We start from the raw sequence: 19451 nt of genomic DNA, 5'->3' as shown, positions 1-19451 counted from the left end.
CAAAATTTAACGAGGCTCGATGAACCCGGGGGATCAGAGGCCTTCCCACTGGCGCATCCGCACACGGCAATGCTTCATGGCATTGACGATGTGCTTTTCAACCAGTGCACGGGAAATGCCCAGTTGCTCGGCGATCTGCGGATGGGACAGACCCTCGATCTTGCGCAACAGAAAGCTCTCGCGGCACAGTCGTGGCAACTCCGCCAAGGCTCGCTGGAGCATCTCCAGGCGCTGGCCGTGATCGAGGACCTTGTGCGGTGAAGGCGTGAAGTAGCGTTCTTCGCTGTCGAGCACGTCCAGCGGCTCGGCGCGACGCAAGGCGTTACGGCGGTGGTCATCGATGACCAGGTTCAATGCGGTGCGATAAAGGAAGGCGCGGGGTTGCTCGATCGGCGCGTCGCTGGTCCGTTCCAGCACGCGCAGATAAGCGTCATGAACCACATCTTCGGCCACCTGGCGGTTGCCCAGCCTGGCGTTCAGGAAACACACCAGCTCGCGATAGTAGTTTTCCAACATGACTCCCGTCCGCACGGGCGTGCGGTTTCATTCCTTGAGCCCTTTGTACAACCGCTGAAACAAGCAGTGGCACGATAGTGGCAGTTCGAGTCGCGTAATTTATAGTAATTCTCATATAGATTTAAAGTACTGGTTCAATTTGCCCGTCATTTAGTCACGCCCCCTGTAGGAGCGAGCTTGCTCGCGATGGACTCAAGCGCAACGCGTTTATCCAGACAGCACGCGTTATCGTTGACGTCCATCGCGAGCAAGCTCGCTCCTACAAGGGTTTGTGTCACCGCCTAAATTCCCCGGCGCTTTCTACGTTAACAGGACAGCTCCCCGTCCCTGTCCGGCCCTGCCGGCAGCGTTCAGCCATCGACCCGCCGCTGAACGACGGGCCGATTTTCCCAGGCCGGAACCCTGCATGAAACGTCCCCGACAGACCCGACACGCCCTGCTTGCCGCACTTTGTCTGATCCCCGTAGTTGCCGTCGCCGCCTGGCAGTTCATCCCGCCGGGCCGCGACCGGTTCGCCACCGTCCAGGTCAGCCGCGCCGACATCGAAAGCAGCGTCACGGCATTGGGCACCCTGCAACCGCGGCGCTATGTCGACGTCGGCGCCCAGGCTTCCGGGCAAATCCACAAGATCCACGTGGAAGTCGGCGACCTGGTCAAGGAAGGCCAGTTGCTGGTGGAAATCGACCCGTCCACGCAACAGGCCAAACTCGACGCCGGGCGGTTCTCCATCGAAAACCTCAAGGCGCAGCTGCAGGAACAACGGGCGCAACACGAACTGGCCCGGCAGAAATACCAGCGCCAACAGAACCTCGCCGCCGCCGGGGCCACCCGTGAAGAAGACGTGCAGACCGCCCAGGCCGAATTGCGCGTGACCCAGGCGCGCATCGACATGTTCCAGGCGCAGATCCGCCAGGCCGAAGCCAGCCTGCGCAGCGATCAGGCGGAGCTCGGCTACACGCGGATTTATGCGCCGATGGCCGGCACCGTGGTGGCGCTGGATGCCCGGGTCGGCCAGACCCTCAACGCCCAGCAGCAGACGCCGCTGATCCTGCGCATCGCCAAACTGTCGCCGATGACCGTGTGGGCAGAGGTCTCGGAGGCCGACATCGGTCGCGTCAAACCCGGCATGCACGCCTGGTTCACCACCCTGAGCGGTGGCACCCGGCGCTGGACCAGCACCGTGCGGCAAATCCTCCCCGTCCCGCCCAAACCACTGGACCAGACCAGCCAGGGTGGCGGCAGCCCCGCCAGCACCAGTAAAAGCGGGAGTGCCCGCGTGGTGCTGTACACCGTGTTGCTGGACGTCGACAACGCCGACAACGCCTTGATGGCGGAAATGACCACCCAGGTATTTTTCGTCGCCAATCAGGCGCAGAACGTACTCACCGCGCCCATCGCCGCCCTGCAAGCCGGCGCGCAGGCAGACCTGCAGACCGCACAAGTGGTCGCCAGCAATGGCCGTATCGAGCAGCGCAACGTGCGTACTGGCATCAGTGACCGCCTGCGGGTGCAGATCCTCGATGGCCTGCAGGAAGGTGATCACCTGTTGATCGGCCCGGTCGACGGGAGTGGCGGCTGAATGCACACGCCCCTGATCGAGCTGCACGACATCCGTAAAGCCTACGGCGGTGGCGATGCCCCTGAAGTTCACGTATTGCGCGGCATTGACCTGTCGATCCATGCCGGTGAGTTCGTGGCGATTGTCGGCGCCTCCGGTTCCGGCAAGTCGACGCTGATGAACATCCTTGGCTGCCTCGACCGCCCGACCTCGGGCGAATACCGCTTCGCCGGGGATAACGTCGCGGCCCTGGACAGTGACGAACTGGCTTGGCTGCGTCGTGAAGCCTTCGGTTTCGTGTTCCAGGGCTACCACCTGATTGCGTCCGGTTCGGCCCAGGAAAACGTCGAGATGCCGGCCATCTATGCAGGCACCCCGGCCGCCGAACGCCACGCCCGCGCCGCCGCCCTGCTCGACCGCCTCGGCCTGGCTTCGCGCACCGGCAACCGTCCGCACCAACTCTCCGGCGGTCAGCAGCAACGGGTGTCGATTGCCCGCGCCCTGATGAACGGCGGCCACATCATCCTTGCCGACGAACCCACCGGCGCCCTCGACAGCCACAGCGGCGCCGAGGTCATGACCCTGCTCGACGAGCTGGCCAGCCAGGGTCACGTGGTCATCCTCATCACCCACGATCGCGAAGTGGCAGCCCGGGCCAAACGCATCATCGAGATCCGCGACGGCCTGATCATCAGCGACAGCGCCGACGAAAATCCGACCGCACAAAATTCCGCCACACCCGGTGCCCTGCAAGCCATCGACCTGCGCAAGCGCCTGAGCGAAGGCGCCGAAGCCACCGGCGCCTGGAAAGGCGAATTGGTCGATGCCGTGCATGCGGCATGGCGGGTGATGTGGATCAACAGGTTTCGCACCGCGCTGACCTTGCTCGGGATCATTATCGGCGTCGCCTCGGTGGTGGTGATGCTGGCCGTGGGCGAAGGCAGCAAGCGCCAGGTGATGGCGCAGATGGGCGCCTTCGGTTCCAACATCATTTTCCTCAGCGGCTCGGCACCCAACCCGCGCACGCCGATGGGCATCGTCACCCTCGATGAAGTCGCGGCGATTGCCAGCCTGCCCCAGGTGATGCGGATCATGCCCGTCAACGGCCAGGAGGCCGGGGTGCGCTTTGGCAACCTTGATCACTTGAGCTACGTCGGTGGCAACGACACCAACTTCCCGGCCATTTTCAACTGGCCGGTGGTCGAAGGCAGCTACTTTACCCACGCCGATGAGCAGAACGCCGCCGCCGTCGCGGTGATCGGGCACAAGGTGCGGACCAAACTGCTCAAGGACGTGGCCAACCCGATCGGCCAGTACATCCTGATCGAAAACGTACCCTTCCAGGTGGTCGGCGTGCTCGCGGAAAAAGGCGCCAGCTCCGGCGACTCCGACAGCGACGACCGCATCGCCATCCCCTACTCCGCCGCGAGCGTACGCCTGTTCGGCAGCCACAATCCCGAGTACATCGCCATTGCCGCCGCCGACGCGCGCAAGGTCAAGGAGACTGAAAAAGCCATCGAGCAACTGATGCTGCGCCTGCACGACGGCAAGCACGATTTCGAGCTGACCAACAACGCAGCGATGATCCAGGCCGAGGCACGCACGCAAAACACCCTGTCGCTGATGCTCGGATCGATTGCGGCGATTTCGCTGCTGGTGGGCGGGATCGGTGTGATGAACATCATGCTCATGACCGTGCGCGAGCGTACCCGGGAGATCGGTATCCGCATGGCCACCGGTGCCCGCCAGCGCGACATCCTGCGCCAGTTCCTCACCGAAGCGGTGATGCTCTCGGTGGTGGGCGGCCTCACCGGGATTGCCCTGGCGCTGATCGTCGGTGGCGTGCTGATTTTCAGCGAAGTCGCTGTCGCCTTTTCCCTGATAGCGGTGCTGGGTGCCTTCGGCTGCGCCCTGGTCACCGGTGTTGTCTTCGGCTACATGCCGGCCCGCAAAGCCGCCCGACTCGACCCGGTCACGGCCCTTACCAGTGAATGATCGATTTATGAAGCCGCCACTCAGTGTGTTAACCCTGTGCCTGTTGCTCGGCGCCTGCAGCAGCCCGGCCCAGCGCTCCGAGAGCGGCATCCAGCCTCCGGCCACCTGGCAATCGCCGCACACCGCAGGCGTTACCGATGCCGACCAACAATGGTGGACCCGCTTCGGCAGCCCGCAACTGGGTCGCCTGATCGAACAGGCGCGGCTCGGCAGTTACGATTTGGCCGCGGCCATCGCGAGAGTGCGCCAGGCCCAGGCCGATACGGTGATTGCCGGCGGCTCGCAACTGCCCGAGGTCAAGGCCGCGGCCAATGCCAACCGCCAGAAATTGCTGCGCGGCAGCGGCTACAGTCAGCTCGATGCCGACAGCGATAACGACGCCGTCGATTACTTCACTGCGAACCTGACTGCCAGCTACGAAATCGATTTCTGGGGTGGCCAACGGGCCAGCCGCGACAGCACGCAATTCAGTTTGCAAGCCAGCGAGTTCGACCAGGCTACCGTGGAACTGACGCTGCTCAGCGGTGTGGCCAACGGCTACGCGCAAGCCTTGTCATTGCAGGAGCAGAGCCGCATCGCCGGGTTGAACCTGGCCAATGCCCAAAGCGTGTTGAAACTGGTGCAGACCCGTTTCGACTCGGGTTCGGCCACGGCCCTTGAACTGGCACAGCAAAAAAGCCTGGTGGCGACGCAGCAACGCCAGTTGCCGCTGGTGCAGCAACAGGCCGAGGATGCGCGAATCAGCCTCGCCGTCCTGCTCGGCCGCCCGGTCCAGGCGCTGTCGTTGGGGCAGGAACGCTTCGATCAACTGTCCTGGCCCGCCATCGATGCCGGGGTGCCCAGCCAGTTGCTCAGTCGCCGTCCGGACATTGCCCGGGCCGAGGCGCAACTGGCCGCCGCCCAAGCCGACGTCAGCGTCGCCCGGGCCGCAATGCTGCCGACCGTGACGCTCACCGCCGAAATCGGCTCCGGCGCCGACCGGGCCGACGATATTCTGCGTAGCCCCTTCTACAACCTCACCGCCGGGCTGCTCGCGCCGGTGTTCAACAACGGCCGCCTCGGTGCCCAGCGCGACAAGGCCACGGCGCGCCAGGAAGAACTGCTGCAGACCTATCGCGGCGCGATCATCAACGGCTTCGCCGACGTCGAAAAAGCCCTCAACAGCATTCGCGGACTGGATGAACAGCGCCAGTGGCAGAGTGAGGAACTGAGCCAGGCGCAGATCGCTTTCAACATCGCGCAAAGCCGTTATCAGGCCGGGGCCGAGGACTTGCTGACAGTCCTGGAAACCCAGCGCACGCTGTACGCGGCGCAGGATTTGAACGTGCAACTGCGGTTGTCGCGGATGCAGGCCAGCATTGCGCTGTACAAGGCGTTGGGTGGGGGGTGGCAGATTTTGTAGGTGTCCGGGAAACCGCCATCGCGGGCAAACCCGCTCCCACAAGGATGGTGTCTACCGCACGCTCCGGGCACGACACACAACCTGTGGGAGCTGGCTTGCCAGCGATTGAACGATAACGCGGTATCAGGCCCGACTCTGTTTAACCTTCAAATGCCGCGCATACCACGGCCGTTGCGGCACCTTGCGGAACAGCCCCGTCAGTTTTTTCTCGTCCTCGCCGAAGGTAATGCGCAACGCCAGCTTCATGGTTTCCGGATCCATTTCCACTGACTTGCCGGCCCGCAACCCCGGCGTGGTGCTACAACCGTGGGTGATCGGGCCGAGCCAGGGGTCATCGATCTCGACCCAGCGCCCAGGCGCAAACCATTGCACACCATTGACCTGAAGCCGGCTGACCTGCCCCGGATGGAAGCGCTCGTGGGCGCGGAACCAGTCCTCCAGGCGGTCGTCGATCCAGCCGTGGAAATGCCAGAAAACCGGGTTCACATGGGAGGAAAACGGGTCACCGAGGAAGTCGTTTTCCGCGGCGAACCAGCGTGCGGAAAAATCCGCCGGATCACGGGCAAACGGCACCGGCTGACCGTTCGACGGATCACGCGGCACTGAAGCCCAGCGCATGTGCAGCCAGTCGTGCAGGCCCAGTTCGACCTCCGAGCCGAACTGGCCGAGTGTCAGCGTCGACAGGTAGCGTGGATCACGGTAGCGCGATTCCCAGACCTGGAAATTACTGTGATACGTCTCAGCGGTCTTGATGTCGCTGACCCACTGCGTGTACTCGTCATCGTCCTCGGCCAGCCAGGTCAGCGGCAGCGCGGTGCCATCGTGGTTGTCGAAGTAACGTGCAAAGCCGGGCCGGTCCCGCGCCAGCTGCGGTTGCGGCAACGGAAAATGCGTCCAGGAAGGCAAGTCCTGCATCGAACGTGCAGTGCCGAGCATGTGCCGGTGCATGAAGAAAAAGTCCACGCCCGAACCGTTGCGATCCTTGCGCGCCCCTCGGGCGTCGCGCTCCTTGTCCCGTGGGCCGGGTTGCCAGCCGAGCCCGCGCAAGGCACCGCGCTGGTCTGCGGACAGCTTGTGCCATTTGTCCCGGGAGGCATGCCAGAGCTGGTGGAACAATCGGTGCTCCGGCGATACCAGCCAGGCCAGCAGGGCCGGATTGAGGCCGGTGCGCTCGCGGGCTTCAGGGAATACCCGTTTGACGGCAATGAATCGATTGTCCTGGGCAGGCAGCATCAGTGGACGCTTCAGGTCCAGCACGCGCCCACTGAGGCTGCCGCTGCCGGCATTGCCGAAACCGGCCCAGACCTCGTCCAGGGTCATGTCGAACTCGTACTCGCAGCAGCCGCTGCCCCCCAGCAGTCGCCAGCCCAGTTGCTTCGGGTTGGCCCCGGACAGGTCGCCCAACACCCGGTAACGGGGCTCTTGCGTGGCGCGCAAACGCTCGGCAGTGTCGAGATAACCACTGAAACCGCGCCCCTTGTGCCCGATATCGAGGAACACTTCCAGCCCCTCCAGCGGCAAGCCTTCGATACCGGCGTCACGACCTTCGAATCGAATCTGCCAGACCCCACGCAAGGTATCCGCCAACCGCTGGCCGGAAACATCCGCCACATCGAACGAGGCTTCGCCGGGAGTGATCGTCGGGTCCGGCCTTGTCAGTTCACGATGCCCGTAATACGTCGCCGGCACGGCGGCACCGGTCAGCGCCAGACCCGCGAGGAACCATCGTCGAGAAATCGTCATTGCCCTACCTGTGTCAGCCATGGAGCAGGCTTTATCCAAGCTAGAACGGTCAGTACTGCTGAAAATTTAAGAGCTTCGCTGGCAAGCCAGCTCCTACAGGGATTGTGCGATCCCCTGTAGGAGCTGGCTTGCCAGCGAAGAGGCCCGCACAAACACCTAAATTATCCGACCAGCCACTCGTTCCCCCAGATAGCAAAGGCCCCCGCGCCTGATCCTCGACGGCGAACCTGACTGAGACGGCAATGACAAAACCACGTTCGAAAAAGGCTCTTTTCATCGGCCTGCCGCTGGCCCTGGCGATCAGCGCGGGTGCAGGCTTTGCCGCCTGGGATTACGGGTTCAGGGACAACCCCGGCTACCCGGTCAAGGTGATGAAACAGGCCGATCAATTGCAGGAGCGCATCCTCTCGTTCGACAGCCACATCACCGTGCCCATGGACTTCGGCACCGCCGGCAACGAAGTCGACAAGGACGGCGAAGGCCAGTTCGACCTGGTCAAGACCGGCCGCGGGCGCCTGTCCGGTGCGGCGCTGACGATCTTCGGCTGGCCGGAAATATGGAACGGCGCCAACGCCCCCCATCGCCCTACTGCCGGCTTCGTCGACGAGGCCCGCTTTGAGCAGGAAACCCGCTACAAGATCATCAGCGCTATGGTGCGTGACTTCCCCAATCAGGTGGCCATCGCCTACACCCCCGACGACTTCCGGCGCCTGCATGGCGAAGGCAAGTTCGCGATCTTCATCAGCATGCTCAACGCCTACCCGCTGGGCAACGACCTCAACGCCCTGGACAAGTGGGCAGCGCGAGGCATGCGCATGTTCGGCTTCAGTTACGTGGGCAACAACGCCTGGGCCGATTCGTCGCGGCCGCTGCCGTTCTTCAATGACTCGCGGGATGCCCTCGGCGGGCTGTCGGACATTGGCAAGCAAGCCGTGCATCGCCTCAACGACCTGGGCGTGATCATCGATGTGTCGCAGATGTCGACCAAGGCCCTGGAGCAAGTCGCGCAACTGAGCCGTACGCCGATGGTCGCCTCCCACTCGGCACCCCGAGCGCTGGTGGACATCCCGCGCAACCTCAGTGACGCGGAAATGCAGTTGATCAAGAACAGCGGCGGCGTGGTGCAGATCGTCGGCTTCCCGACCTACATCCGCCCGCTGAGCCAGGCCACCCTGGACAAGCTCAACGCCCTGCGCGCGCGCTTCGACCTGCAACCGCTGCAAGGCCTGGAGATGGCCCTGATGCCCGGCGATCCGGTGATCACCGTCTGGCCCGAGCAGCGTTTCGGCGAATACGCCAGCCAGCTCTACTCGATCCTCGACGAAGAACCCAAGGCCTCCCTCAAGGACTACGGCGATGCGATCGATTACGCCGTGAAGAAAATCGGCATCGACCACGTTGGCATCAGTTCCGACTTCAATGACGGCGGCGGCCTCGAGGGCTGGAAAGACGTCAGCGAGGCCCGCAACGTGACCGCCGAACTGATCAGCCGCGGCTACAGCGAAGCCGACATCGCCAAACTCTGGGGCGGCAACTTCCTGCGGGTCTGGGACCAGGTACAGAAATCTTCCCGGCCTGTGGTGCAGAACTGATTTTTCCTTTTGCCAAAGCGAACCGAACCCATGACCAACCGTCGTTCATTCCTCAAGCAGGCCGGCATTCTGGCGGCCGGCATTCCCCTGGCCTCGGCCGTCAACCTGCCCGCACTGGCCGCAAGCCCCGCGCCGTTGCCCAGGGACAAATGGGACCAGCTGCGCCAACTGTTCACGCAGGACCCGGACTACCTGCACTTCGCCAACTTCCTGGTGACCTCGCACCCGCGCCCGGTACGTGAAGCCATCGAGATGCACCGCGCCAACCTCGATCGCAACCCCGGCCTGGCCATGGACTGGCATCGCGGCGAAACCGAACGCCGCGAAGAAGACGTGCGCGTGTGGGCCGGTCGCTACCTGAAAGCCAAGCCGTCGCAGATCGCCCTGACCGGCAGCACCACCGAAGGCCTGGCGATGATCTACGCCGGCATCCACGTGCGCCCGGACCAGGAAATCCTCACCAGCGAACACGAGCACTACGCTGCCAACAGCGTGTTCGAATACCGCACCCAGAAAGACGGTACCCAGGTTCGCAAGATCAAATTGTTCGAAGACCCGTACAAGGTCTCGACCGCCGAAGTGCTGGCCGCGATTGAACGTAACATTCGCCCCGAGACCCGCGTACTCGGCATGACCTGGGTACATTCCGGCAGCGGCGTGAAGCTGCCCATCGGCGAAATCGGCAAACTGGTGGAAGAGAAAAACCGTGGCCGCGCAGACAAGGACCGCATCCTCTACGTGATCGATGGCGTACACGGATTCGGTGTGGAGAACGTCGATTTCCCGGACATGCACTGCGACTTCTTCATCGCCGGTACCCACAAATGGATGTTCGGCCCACGGGGCACCGGAATCATCTGCGCCCGCTCCGATGAGCTAAAGGACGTGACCCCGACCATCCCGACCTTCTCCGAAGCCACCCAATTTTCCACGGTGATGACCTACGGCGGCTACCACTCGTTCGAACACCGCTGGGCGCTGACCGAAGCCTTCAAGCTGCATCTGGAGCTGGGCAAGGCCGAGGTCGCGACACGCATTCACGAGATCAACAGCTACCTGAAAAAACGCTTGCAGGCACACCCGTCGGTGGAACTGGTCACACCGCTGTCACCGGAGCATTCCGCCGGTTTCACCTTCTTCCGCATCAAGCACCAGGACTGCGAGGAAGTCGCCAACTTCCTGATGGATCGCCGCGTGGTGTGCGATGCCGTGGACCGTGATGTCGGGCCGATCATTCGTGTTTCTCCGGGGTTGCTCAATACCGAAGCCCACATCGACCAGTTGATGGAGCTGATGGCCAGCAAGCTCTGAACCGTCGATTCCCTTTAGCGAGAACCCTTATGAAAAACATTCTGTACCGGCAGCCGCTTCAACGCCTGGGTGCCCTGATGCTGCTGGGCTTGCTCGGCAATGCCGTACCGAGCCTCGCCCACGCATACACGGCACCGCTGCCGGGCAAGGTCTTCAAGGATTGCCGCCACTGTCCGGAAATGGTGGTGCTGCCCGCCGGCACCTTCACCATGGGCACCCCGGAAAGCGAAGTCGGCCGCGAGCCGGATGAAGGTCCGATGCATGAGGTGATATTCGATAAACCCTTCGCCATGAGCCGTTACCAGATCACTGCCGGCGAATGGGCCCAATACATGAAGGAAACCGGGGTCACCCTGCCCGATGGCGATACCCGTCCCGGCCGGGCCTGCACCAATGGCAAACCGAGTTACCCCCAAGGCCCGCGCCAGCCGGCGGTGTGCATGAACTTCGCCGAAGTCACGGCGTATGTCGCCTGGTTGTCGCGCAAAACCGGCCAGCATTACCACATCGTCAGCGAAGCCCAACGCGAGTACGCGGCCCGTGCCGGGTCAACGGGACCCTTCCCCTTCCCGTTCGACCCCGGCACCGAGTACAGCATCGCCACCCACGCCAACACCTACGGCCCCACCGACGGCTACAGCCATTCCTCCCCGGTCGGCAGCTATCCGCCGAATGCCTTTGGCATGTACGACATGCATGGCAACGTCTACGAATGGATCGCCGACTGCTACCACCCGGACTATGTCGGCGCGCCCACCGACGGCAGCGCCTGGACCGAACCCGATTGCGACACCCTGCGCATCCGTGGCAACGACTGGGGCGAAGCACCGGTGTTTTCCCGCTCGGGCAACCGCAATGACATCGACCCGCAAACCCGTGGCGACTGGATCGGGTTCCGTGTAGTACGCGACCTGACACCCAACCTCTGACCCCATCCCAAATCCTTGTGGGAGCCGTCTTCGCGAGCAAGCTCGCTCCCACAGGTTTGGCGCCACCCGTCTCCCACCGTTTAAATTAAGCCCCCCATCAGACGTTCTACTGGGTATCTGCCTTACGACCCAAGGAATTGTCTGCCATGACCCAGCCTACCCGAGGCGCCATCGGCGAATTACTGGCCCTGTTGAAACCGTTTCGACTGATCGTCGCCGTGTCCATTGTCCTGGGCATGGTGGGCGGCCTGAGCGTGACGGTCCTGCTGGCGACCATCAACAATGCGCTGCACTCGCCGGACGGCCTGACCCAAGGCGTGGTTGCCCTGTTCGGCGGTCTGTGCCTGCTGGCCCTGGGCAGTTCGATCTGCTCGGACATCGGCACCAACCATGTCGGCCAGCACATCATTGCCAGGCTGCGCAAAGAGCTGGGGGAGAAAGTCCTTTCCGCGCCCATCGAGCAGATCGAGCGCTACCGCAGCCATCGGCTGATCCCGGTGCTGACCCACGACGTCGACACCATCAGCGACTTCGCCTTCGCCTTCGCGCCGTTGGCGATTTCCCTGACCGTGACCCTCGGCTGCATGGGTTATCTGGCGCTGTTGTCGTGGCCGATGTTCCTGATGATGGTGCTGGCGATTGCCATCGGCACCGGCATCCAGTTCTACGCGCAGGGCCAGGGCATCCAGGGTTTCATGGCCGCCCGCGATGCCGAAGACGATTTGCAAAAGCACTACAACGCCATTGCCGGCGGCGCCAAGGAATTGCGCATCCACCGCCCGCGCCGCCAGCGCATGTTCGTCAAGGGCATCCAGGGCACCGCCGATTTCATCTGCGACACCCAGGTGCGTTCGATCAACACCTTCGTGATCGCCAAGACCCTGGGCTCGATGTTGTTCTTCGTGGTCATCGGCCTGGCACTGGCCCTGCAATCCTTCTGGCCCAGCGCCGACCAAGCGGTGATGAGCGGCTTCGTGCTGGTGCTGCTATACATGAAAGGCCCGATCGAGCATCTGGTCAGCACCTTGCCGATCGTGAGTCGTGCGCGGATTGCGTTCCGCCGTATCGCCGAGCTGTCGAGCCAGTTCTCCTCGCCCGAGCCGCACCTGCTGCTCAACGACAACGGTACCCGGCCGACCGTGGTCGACAGCCTGCAACTGAACAACGTCAGCTACGCCTTCCCCGCCGCACCCGGCAGCGACGCCTTTCGCCTGGGCCCGGTGAACCTGAGCATCGAGCAAGGCGACATCGTGTTCATCGTCGGCGAAAACGGCTGCGGCAAGACCACGCTGATCAAGTTGCTGCTGGGGCTCTACGCGCCACAACAGGGTTCGATCCTGCTCAACGGCCAAGGCATCGATGCGCAGAATCGCGACGACTACCGCCAGTTGTTCACCACGATTTTTGCCGACTACTACCTGTTCGATGACGTGATCCAGGGCGACCGGCACATCCCCGAAAATGCCAACGCCTACCTGCAACGGCTGGAGATCGCGCACAAGGTCAGCGTCAGGGACGGCAGTTTCACCACCACCGACCTGTCCACCGGCCAGCGCAAGCGCCTGGCGCTGGTCAATGCCTGGCTGGAAGAACGCCCGGTGCTGGTGTTCGACGAATGGGCCGCCGACCAGGACCCGACCTTCCGCCGCATCTTCTACACCGAGCTGCTGCCGGACCTCAAACGCCTGGGCAAGACCATCATCGTCATCTCCCACGATGACCGCTATTTCGACATGGCCGATCAACTGGTGCGCATGGAATCGGGCCGGGTCGTCACCGAGCGCGCAACGGCCTGACGGTCATTGCCGCGCGCAGATCATTGTTTTTTGAAGTTTGTTTTCCGGTTTAGCCAAAGTGGTCCGTCTAATAATAATTATCATTAACTAAAAAACTGCACACACCATTCTGGAGCGATTCGAGCAATGCAAAGTCCTACCCTGTCCCGCGCACCGTTGGCATTAGCCATCGAACGGCAAAAGAAATTCCGAACGGTCGTGCCGGGCGCGCTGTTGACCCTGTTGCTGCTGGGAACGTCCCAGGTCGAGGCGGCTCCGGTGAACGTCAATGTGCCGTCCCAGTCGCTGGCCAGTGCATTGCGCCAGCTGGGCCAGCAGACCAACCTGCAGATTCTCTACAGCCAGGACCTGGTCAACGGCATCAAGTCCACGGCGGTGTCCGGCAACATGGAGCCGGAACAGGCACTGAAAACCTTGCTGCTGGGGAGCGGCATCAATTTTCAGTTGAATGGCAACACCGTGTCGCTGGTGCCATCGGCCGCTGACTCCAGTGCATTGCAGTTGGGTGCGACGTCCATTACCGGCCTGGCGCTGGGGCCGACCACCGAAGGCTCGCACTCCTATACCACCAATGAAGTCACCATCGGCAAGGGCAACATCAAGCTCAAGGACATCCCGCAGTCGGTGTCCGTCGTCACGCGCCAGCGCATGGACGACCAGAACCTGAACAGCCTGCAGGACGCCATGCGCCAAGTCACCGGCGTGACCATCAAGACCTACAACTCCGGCTCCAGCCTCAACGACATCTACATGCGCGGCTTCCTCGTCGATCAGGTGCAGGTCGACGGCGTCTCGCAACCCACCGCCCAGGGCGACATGGCCACCAGTTTCGACCTGGCGATGTACGACCGCATCGAAGTGCTGCGCGGCCCATCGGGCCTGTACCAGGGCGCAGGCGAACCTGGCGGCACGATCAACGTGGTACGCAAGCGCGCCCTGAGCCAATTCGCCCTCGGTGGTGAACTGGCCGCCGGCTCCTATGATCGCTACCGTTCTTCGGTGGACGTCACCGGCCCGTTGAACGACGAGGGCACCGTGCGCGGTCGCTTCATCACCGCCTACGAGAACAACAAGTCCTTCGTCGACTACGCGAAAAACGAACGCCCGATGGTCTACGGCCGCCTGGAATTCGACCTCGACCCGGCCACCACCCTGTCGATCGGTGGCGCCTACCAGAAGAACAACTCCACCCCTGCCTTCGGCTTGCCGGCCTACGCCGACGGCTCATTGCTCGACGTACCTCGCTCGACCTTCCTCGATGCCAAGTGGAACACCCTCAACGAAAAAGTCTGGGAAACCTTCGCCGAACTCGACCACGAACTGGACAACGGTGGCCAGTTCAAGACCACCCTGACCTACCGTGACGCCGAAACCCCGGAGCGTAATTTCACCTGGGTCGACGGCGCGGTCGACCCGGCCACCGGTGACAGCTCGGCCGTGGCCTACGACTACTACACCCACATCAAGACCATCGGTGTCGACAGCTTCGTGACTACGCCGTTCGAGTTCGCCAATCGCCGGCACGAGTTCACCCTGGGTGCCGAGTACCAGCACCTGGACAAGGACTTCACCTACGGCGGCGGCGAGTACTTCCCGATCAACGTGTTCGATCCGGGCAGCATCGACATTCCCCGCAAAGACTATGCGCACGTCAACGGCAACTGGTCCAAGTCCGATCAGTACGGCGTCTACACCCGTGCCAAGTTCGACGTCACCGACTGGCTCGATGTCATCGGCGGCAGCCGTGTGACCTGGTACGAAAGCGACGCAAGGAACGCCAACGCCTTCTTCAACAACTTCGGCCAGGCCCACACCAGCATCAACCGCAAGGTCGTGCCGTACGGCGCCGTCATCGGCAAGATCACCCCGGAACTGTCGACCTACTTCAGCTACACCGGCGTGTTCAAACCGCAGAGCGAAATCGGAACGAACGGCGAGCCGGTCGGCCCGCGCGAAGGCAAGCAGTACGAGATCGGCCTCAAGCGCGAATTCTACGACGGCCGCCTGAACGCCAGCGTCGCCGCCTTCCGCATCTACGATGAAAACCGCGCCGAATACGACAACAACTCCGGTGCCTACATGACCGAAGGCAAGGCACGCAGCCAGGGCTGGGAAACCGAGCTGAGCGGCAACCTGAGCGATAACTGGAGCATCGTCACCGGTTACGCCTACACCTCCACCAAGTTCCTGGACGGCGACCAGGCCAACAAAGGCAAGACCTTCAGCACCATCACGCCCAAGCACAACTACAACCTGTGGACCAAGTACGAGTTCACCGACGGCCCGCTCAAGGACTTCAGCGTCGGCGGTGGCGTGCGTGTGGTCAGCGAAACCTACTTCCAGCGTGACGTGAAGTTCCAACAAGGCGGGTTTGCCGTCACCACGGCGCAGGTCGGCTACAAGTTCAACGAACACCTGTCGTCGACACTGACTGCTAACAACCTGTTCGACCGCAAGTACTACGACCGCGTCGATGCCTCCTGGGGCACCAACTTCTACGGCGACCCGCGCACCGTGACCCTGAGCCTGCGCGCGCAGTATTGATGGCTTGCTGCTTCCACCTGTAGGAGCGGGCCTGCTCGCGATGGTCGTTAACGATAACGCGTGTTTACTGGTTGAACGCTGCGCCTATGAGTCCATCGCGAGCGAGCTCGCTCCTACAGTGGCCCGGTTCCGTTTTCTGCTTGCGCGGCGGCCCTGAGTTGCTCGGTATCGACGCGGACAAAAACGGAGTCCCCGACAGCGGTCAGGACATCCCCGGCGAAGACCTCGCAAATGACCCGGCTTTTGCGCCCGACTTCGCCCTCGACTTTTGCACGCAACGTCAGGCGTACCCCCATCGGGGTGGGCTTGATGAACTTGATGCCCAGGTTACCGGTGACGCAGGTGATGTGGGGCAAGCTCCCTGCCTCGCGCTGTTCTGCCCGGTAGTGATAAGCCATCGCCGCCCAGTTGGAATGACAATCCACCAGCATCGCGATCAAACCACCGTAAACCAGATCCGGCCAGCCGCAATACTTGTCATCGGGCATATGCTCCGCCATGACATGCACCCCGTCTTCATGCCAGAAGCTCTTGATATGCAGCCCGTGCGGATTTTGGCTGCCACAGCCATAACAAACGCCCTCTGGCGCGGCGATGTCTTGTAGCGAAGTATTCTGCGTGGTCATAGCGTGTCCATCCTTAATACTGGCGGCGAATCATCGTGGTTCAAAGCGGACCGGGTCGCCCCGGTCCGCACCGCCTGATCAATATTGGCAGAAGCGAATCCGGTTCCCGAACGGGTCGTAGACTTGCAGCTCCTTGCCCCAGTCCTGTTGAACAATATCAGGGCGTCCATATCCGTAGCGCTTGCCCTGCAATTCGTCCCTGAGCAGTTCGATGTTGTGCATGGGCACGAATACCGTCGAGCCTGGGCTGGCATCGCCGTGATGCTCGGAAAGATGCAATTGCAGACCGTCGCGACTGATGCCCAGGTACAGTGGCAGATCAGCCTCGAAGCGGTGCTCGAACTCGACGCCAAAGCCCAGGAAATCCAGATAGAACTCCCGCGCCTTGGCTTCGTCGAACATCCGCAGGATCGGAATGGATTTGTCGAAAGTCACAACAGGCGTGGACGGTGTATTGGCCTGGGCAAGCATCGCTGACGCGGTGTTCCAGTCCTTGTAACCCAATTGCTGCGCGACCAGTTCCAGCGCGGTGGAATGGGTCACTGCCTGGTTGCGTTGCTCCAGCGAGGCGCGCAACTGCCTGGCCATTTGCTTGGCTTGTTCGATTGAAAACATGACAGCTCCTGTAGCCGAGATGCTTTGGTGCTCGCATTGCCAAACCTCGACCGTCAAGAGAGGCGACAGGGTTTGTAGAAGGAGGAGACGCTTTCACCTTTCCCAGCGGGAGCGAGCGGCGGGCAGCATCGGACCGAAGCCGATAATACATAGCCGATGCCGAGTTATGAAGTGGGCTTCACATGTGTCGCAAAATCATCCTGTATCGGCCGGAACCCGCAGCGCAGGTAAAAGGCAGCGCCCTCGGGTGTGTCCGTGGACAGTCGCACAACGCGGAAATGCTCAGACGCCAATTCCAGCAGGTGCTGCACCAACGCTTTACCCACGTTCTGGCCCCTTGATGCACGTGCGACGTAGACCCGCCGTAATCGCCCTGCATCCGGTTCGGCAAATGGGTCTGACGAAAGACCTCCTACGGCAATCAGTCGCCCGTTCCGGAACGCTCCGAATAAACACTCACCCTGCTGATCGAATCGATTGGCACCGCTTTCCCATTCCTCGATCAACCGGGAGAGGAACCTGAAGCCTTCGGCAACGGCCTGCATTTCCAGCTCCCGGATTTGCGGCGTAATCCCTGAGATTTCAAGTATCGCCAATGGGTCCGTTGACGTGACCACTTGCAGGTTACTGCCAGACTTGTCTGCGTGGTCCGCTTCGCGCCCGGCTTTCAAGACTCACTCTCGGTAGCGTTTACGGGTGTGCACAGCTCAACCAGCGTTCCGTCAGGGCATCGAACGTAAGACACTGTTTGCCCCCAGGGCTTGGTAGTCGGGGCAGCGATTTCGCTGGCGCCTGCTTGAATCGCTTTGGCATGGGCCGCGGGGACATCCTCGGTCACCAGCCCGACTTCGATGCCTAACGGTTTGAGGGATGAGTGCGCCGGGACATGACCGGTGTTGAAGTTCGATGCGGCCAGTTCATCGGCGGCGAATGCCAGCGCGGTTTCGCCGGTTGCCAGTTCGCCATAGGTGCCGGACTCATGGATGAACCGAACGCTGAGCCCGAAGGCCGATGAGAAGAACTTGAGAGAGGCCTCTACATCCTTGACGTAGATGATCAGGTAGCCAAATTTCATGAACGAACATTCCTTGTCGTGCCAATCGAGCGGTGAATCTAGCAGTGTTGGGCCAAGTATCGAAGAAGTAATAGTTAGACAGTTGGACCGCGCAGCGATCACAACTCAAGCACTACCGTGTCCATTAGACTTTGATTCGAGAAGAGCTCGCATATCAGCCATTACCTGATCATGCGGGACATTCGGGGACGGTCTGTTAAGCGAGGCTTGCACCTTGGTGCGGAACCAGCGGTCATGGCTGGCGGAATGTTCGTCAGTCTCAAACCAGTACCGAAATCCTGCTGGTGCATGCCAGTGAATCGCAGGCGTCGGCCAATGTAATGGCCAACGATCTGGTGGATCATCTGCAGGGGACGAGTCGCAATGCGCTGCTCGGGATTGCGCAGGTGATCATGATGGGGGAACTGGCGGTGAACCGGGCGCTGGATCGGCTTGATCCGCCTGAGTAGCCACCGCACTTGTGTTGAAGCCGCTCACCTGTGGCGAGGGAGCTTGCTCCCGCTGGGCTGCGAAGCAGCCCCAAAATCGGCTATCGCGGTGACTCAGACACACCGCGTTGTTCGGGTTCACGGCTGCTGTGCAGCCGAGCGGGAGCAAGCTCCCTCGCCACAAGAGCCCCCTCGCCACAGATTAAGCAGTGCCCACAATAGTGTGTCTGTCAGCTCAGGCTTTCGCCGATCTGTGCCGCCAGTTGCACCAGCATCCCCGGCACTTCCTGGACCATCTCGCCCATGCGCGCAAAGTCGTGAGTCATGCCGGCTTTCACATCCAGCACCAAGGGTTGCCCCGTGGTACGCAGTTTCTCGGCCCAGGCCAGGCCTTCATCGAGCAGCCGGTCGTACTCGGCCAGCCACAGGACGGTGGGTGTCAGACTGTGCAAACGCTCGGCGTACAGCGGTGAAAAACGCCAGTCGCTGCGGTCGGCTTCGCTGCGTTGGTATTGCTGGTAGAACCATTCCAGGGTGGTGGCCTCCAGCAGATAGCCTTCGGCGAACCGCTCCAGTGACGGGCGTTTTTTTACCGCGTCGATCACCGGGTACAGCAACACTTGCAGACGCGGCACAAGCGGCCATCCCAATGGGTCCCGGGCGATGGCGATGCACAGCGATGCCACCAGGCTGCCGCCGACGCTGTCCCCGGCCAGTGCGATCCGCCTCGCGTCCAGGCCCAATGCTTTGGCACCGGTAATGGCCAGCCAACGCGTGATGTCTTCGGCGTCATTGTAAGCAGTGGGAAAACGGTGCTCAGGTGCCAAGCGATAGTCCGCCGACAACACGGCAAATTCCCCTGCCAGCGCCAGACGCCGGCACAGGGTGTCGTGGGAATCGAGGCTGCCCACCACGTACCCTCCGCCATGGAAATACAACAACACCGGGCGCGGCTCGCTGTCCGCTTGCGGTCTGGCGTACAGCCGCGCGTTGAGCACATGCCCGTCCCGCGCCGTAATGCTGAGCGCAGACACTGTCAACGCACCTGTCGGCGCCGCATCGAGCAGTTGCGATGCCTGTTCGAATTGCTGCCGCGCTTCGCTCGGGCTCAACTCATGCATGGCTTGGCTTTTGCCGCTGAGGCGGCCGAACTCGGCCAGCTCTAGAAATCCCTCGATGTCCGGGTGCAGTGCCATGGGCGGTAGTCTCCAAAAATAAACAGGCTCGCCCAATAAACGAACCGTGAGGACCGTTCATTAGGGCTTAATGAAGACCCTCCCAAGCCGAACGAAAAACCTGTGGCAAGGGAGCTTGCTCCCGT

Annotated in this window: 16 protein-coding genes and 1 pseudogene; 9 read left to right on the top strand and 8 right to left on the bottom strand. The window is 62.1% G+C overall.

The features are described 5' to 3' along the window. Nucleotides 1–33: 33 nt before the first annotated feature. Nucleotides 34–516, bottom strand: coding sequence for a sigma-70 family RNA polymerase sigma factor (locus RS887_RS10620; RefSeq protein WP_322615346.1), 483 nt, complete (start codon nt 514–516; stop codon nt 34–36). 406 nt (nt 517–922) lie between these two features. On the opposite strand from RS887_RS10620, the gene RS887_RS10615 reads away from it, so the two are divergent. The 3 genes from RS887_RS10615 to RS887_RS10605 are packed head-to-tail and all read left to right on the top strand — an operon-like array spanning nt 923 to nt 5471. Then, nucleotides 923–2095, top strand: coding sequence for an efflux RND transporter periplasmic adaptor subunit (locus RS887_RS10615; RefSeq protein WP_322615345.1), 1173 nt, complete (start codon nt 923–925; stop codon nt 2093–2095). After that, nucleotides 2096–4069: a MacB family efflux pump subunit gene (locus RS887_RS10610; protein WP_322615344.1), complete on the top strand. Its 1974-nt coding sequence runs from the start codon at nt 2096–2098 to the stop codon at nt 4067–4069. Nucleotides 4070–4076: 7 nt separating this feature from the next. Then, nucleotides 4077–5471 (top strand): efflux transporter outer membrane subunit, encoded by a 1395-nt coding sequence (locus RS887_RS10605; RefSeq protein WP_322615343.1) that lies wholly within the window; start codon nt 4077–4079, stop codon nt 5469–5471. Between the two features lie 123 nt (nt 5472–5594). Here RS887_RS10605 and RS887_RS10600 read toward each other — a convergent pair whose 3' ends face one another. Beyond that, nucleotides 5595–7214 (bottom strand): PvdJ/PvdD/PvdP-like protein, encoded by a 1620-nt coding sequence (locus RS887_RS10600; RefSeq protein WP_322615342.1) that lies wholly within the window; start codon nt 7212–7214, stop codon nt 5595–5597. A gap of 242 nt (nt 7215–7456) precedes the next feature. Here RS887_RS10600 and pvdM point away from each other — a divergent pair, with 242 nt between their 5' ends. The 5 genes from pvdM to RS887_RS10575 all read left to right on the top strand — a co-directional run bounded on the left by pvdM (nt 7457) and on the right by RS887_RS10575 (nt 15386). Then, nucleotides 7457–8806, top strand: coding sequence for a pyoverdine-tailoring dipeptidase-like protein PvdM (pvdM, locus tag RS887_RS10595; protein WP_322615341.1), 1350 nt, complete (start codon nt 7457–7459; stop codon nt 8804–8806). A 30-nt stretch (nt 8807–8836) separates the two neighbouring features. Next, entirely contained in the window at nt 8837–10117 is a 1281-nt protein-coding gene (locus RS887_RS10590; protein ID WP_322615340.1) for an aminotransferase class V-fold PLP-dependent enzyme, read from the top strand. A 29-nt stretch (nt 10118–10146) separates the two neighbouring features. Further along, entirely contained in the window at nt 10147–11046 is a 900-nt protein-coding gene (locus RS887_RS10585) for a formylglycine-generating enzyme family protein (protein WP_322615339.1), read from the top strand. A 146-nt stretch (nt 11047–11192) separates the two neighbouring features. After that, a complete protein-coding gene (locus RS887_RS10580; protein ID WP_322615338.1) occupies nt 11193–12842 on the top strand; it encodes a cyclic peptide export ABC transporter in 1650 nt (549 codons plus the stop codon). 126 nt (nt 12843–12968) lie between these two features. Further along, complete coding sequence (locus tag RS887_RS10575) at nt 12969–15386, top strand: TonB-dependent siderophore receptor (protein WP_322615337.1); 2418 nt, start codon at nt 12969–12971, stop codon at nt 15384–15386. 113 nt (nt 15387–15499) lie between these two features. On the opposite strand, the gene RS887_RS10570 is transcribed toward RS887_RS10575, so the two are convergent. The 5 genes from RS887_RS10570 to RS887_RS10550 form a co-directional block, all read right to left on the bottom strand. Beyond that, on the bottom strand, nt 15500–16012 hold the full coding sequence (locus RS887_RS10570) for a PaaI family thioesterase (protein WP_322615336.1): 513 nt from the start codon (nt 16010–16012) through the stop codon (nt 15500–15502). 78 nt (nt 16013–16090) lie between these two features. Further along, the gene (locus RS887_RS10565; RefSeq protein ID WP_322615335.1) at nt 16091–16627 is read right to left on the bottom strand and encodes a glyoxalase superfamily protein; all 537 of its coding nucleotides are present in this window, start codon (nt 16625–16627) and stop codon (nt 16091–16093) included. 164 nt (nt 16628–16791) lie between these two features. Next, nucleotides 16792–17244 carry a GNAT family N-acetyltransferase gene (locus RS887_RS10560; protein WP_322615912.1) on the bottom strand — a complete coding sequence of 151 codons (453 nt, stop codon included), beginning with the start codon at nt 17242–17244 and terminating at the stop codon, nt 16792–16794. 50 nt (nt 17245–17294) lie between these two features. Then, nucleotides 17295–17702, bottom strand: a complete 408-nt coding sequence (locus RS887_RS10555; protein ID WP_322615334.1) for a VOC family protein — start codon at nt 17700–17702, stop codon at nt 17295–17297. A 105-nt stretch (nt 17703–17807) separates the two neighbouring features. Then, complete coding sequence (locus RS887_RS10550; RefSeq protein WP_322615911.1) at nt 17808–18002, bottom strand: antitoxin; 195 nt, start codon at nt 18000–18002, stop codon at nt 17808–17810. Here RS887_RS10550 and RS887_RS10545 point away from each other — a divergent pair. Next, nucleotides 17963–18151, top strand: a pseudogene (locus RS887_RS10545) (DUF6124 family protein); the annotation flags it as partial. The gene RS887_RS10550 and the pseudogene RS887_RS10545 overlap by 40 nt on opposite strands. 209 nt (nt 18152–18360) lie before the next feature. On the opposite strand, the gene RS887_RS10540 reads toward RS887_RS10545, so the two are convergent. After that, nucleotides 18361–19326: an alpha/beta hydrolase gene (locus RS887_RS10540; protein ID WP_322615333.1), complete on the bottom strand. Its 966-nt coding sequence runs from the start codon at nt 19324–19326 to the stop codon at nt 18361–18363. Between the last annotated feature and the right edge of the window lie 125 nt (nt 19327–19451).

This window comes from Pseudomonas sp. BIC9C, assembly GCF_034541995.1.
GTDB classification, from domain to species: Bacteria; Pseudomonadota; Gammaproteobacteria; order Pseudomonadales; family Pseudomonadaceae; genus Aquipseudomonas; species Aquipseudomonas fluorescens_CC.
The sequence above is the reverse complement of the archived record's forward strand: the minus strand, read 5'-3'. Positions and strand labels throughout refer to the sequence as shown.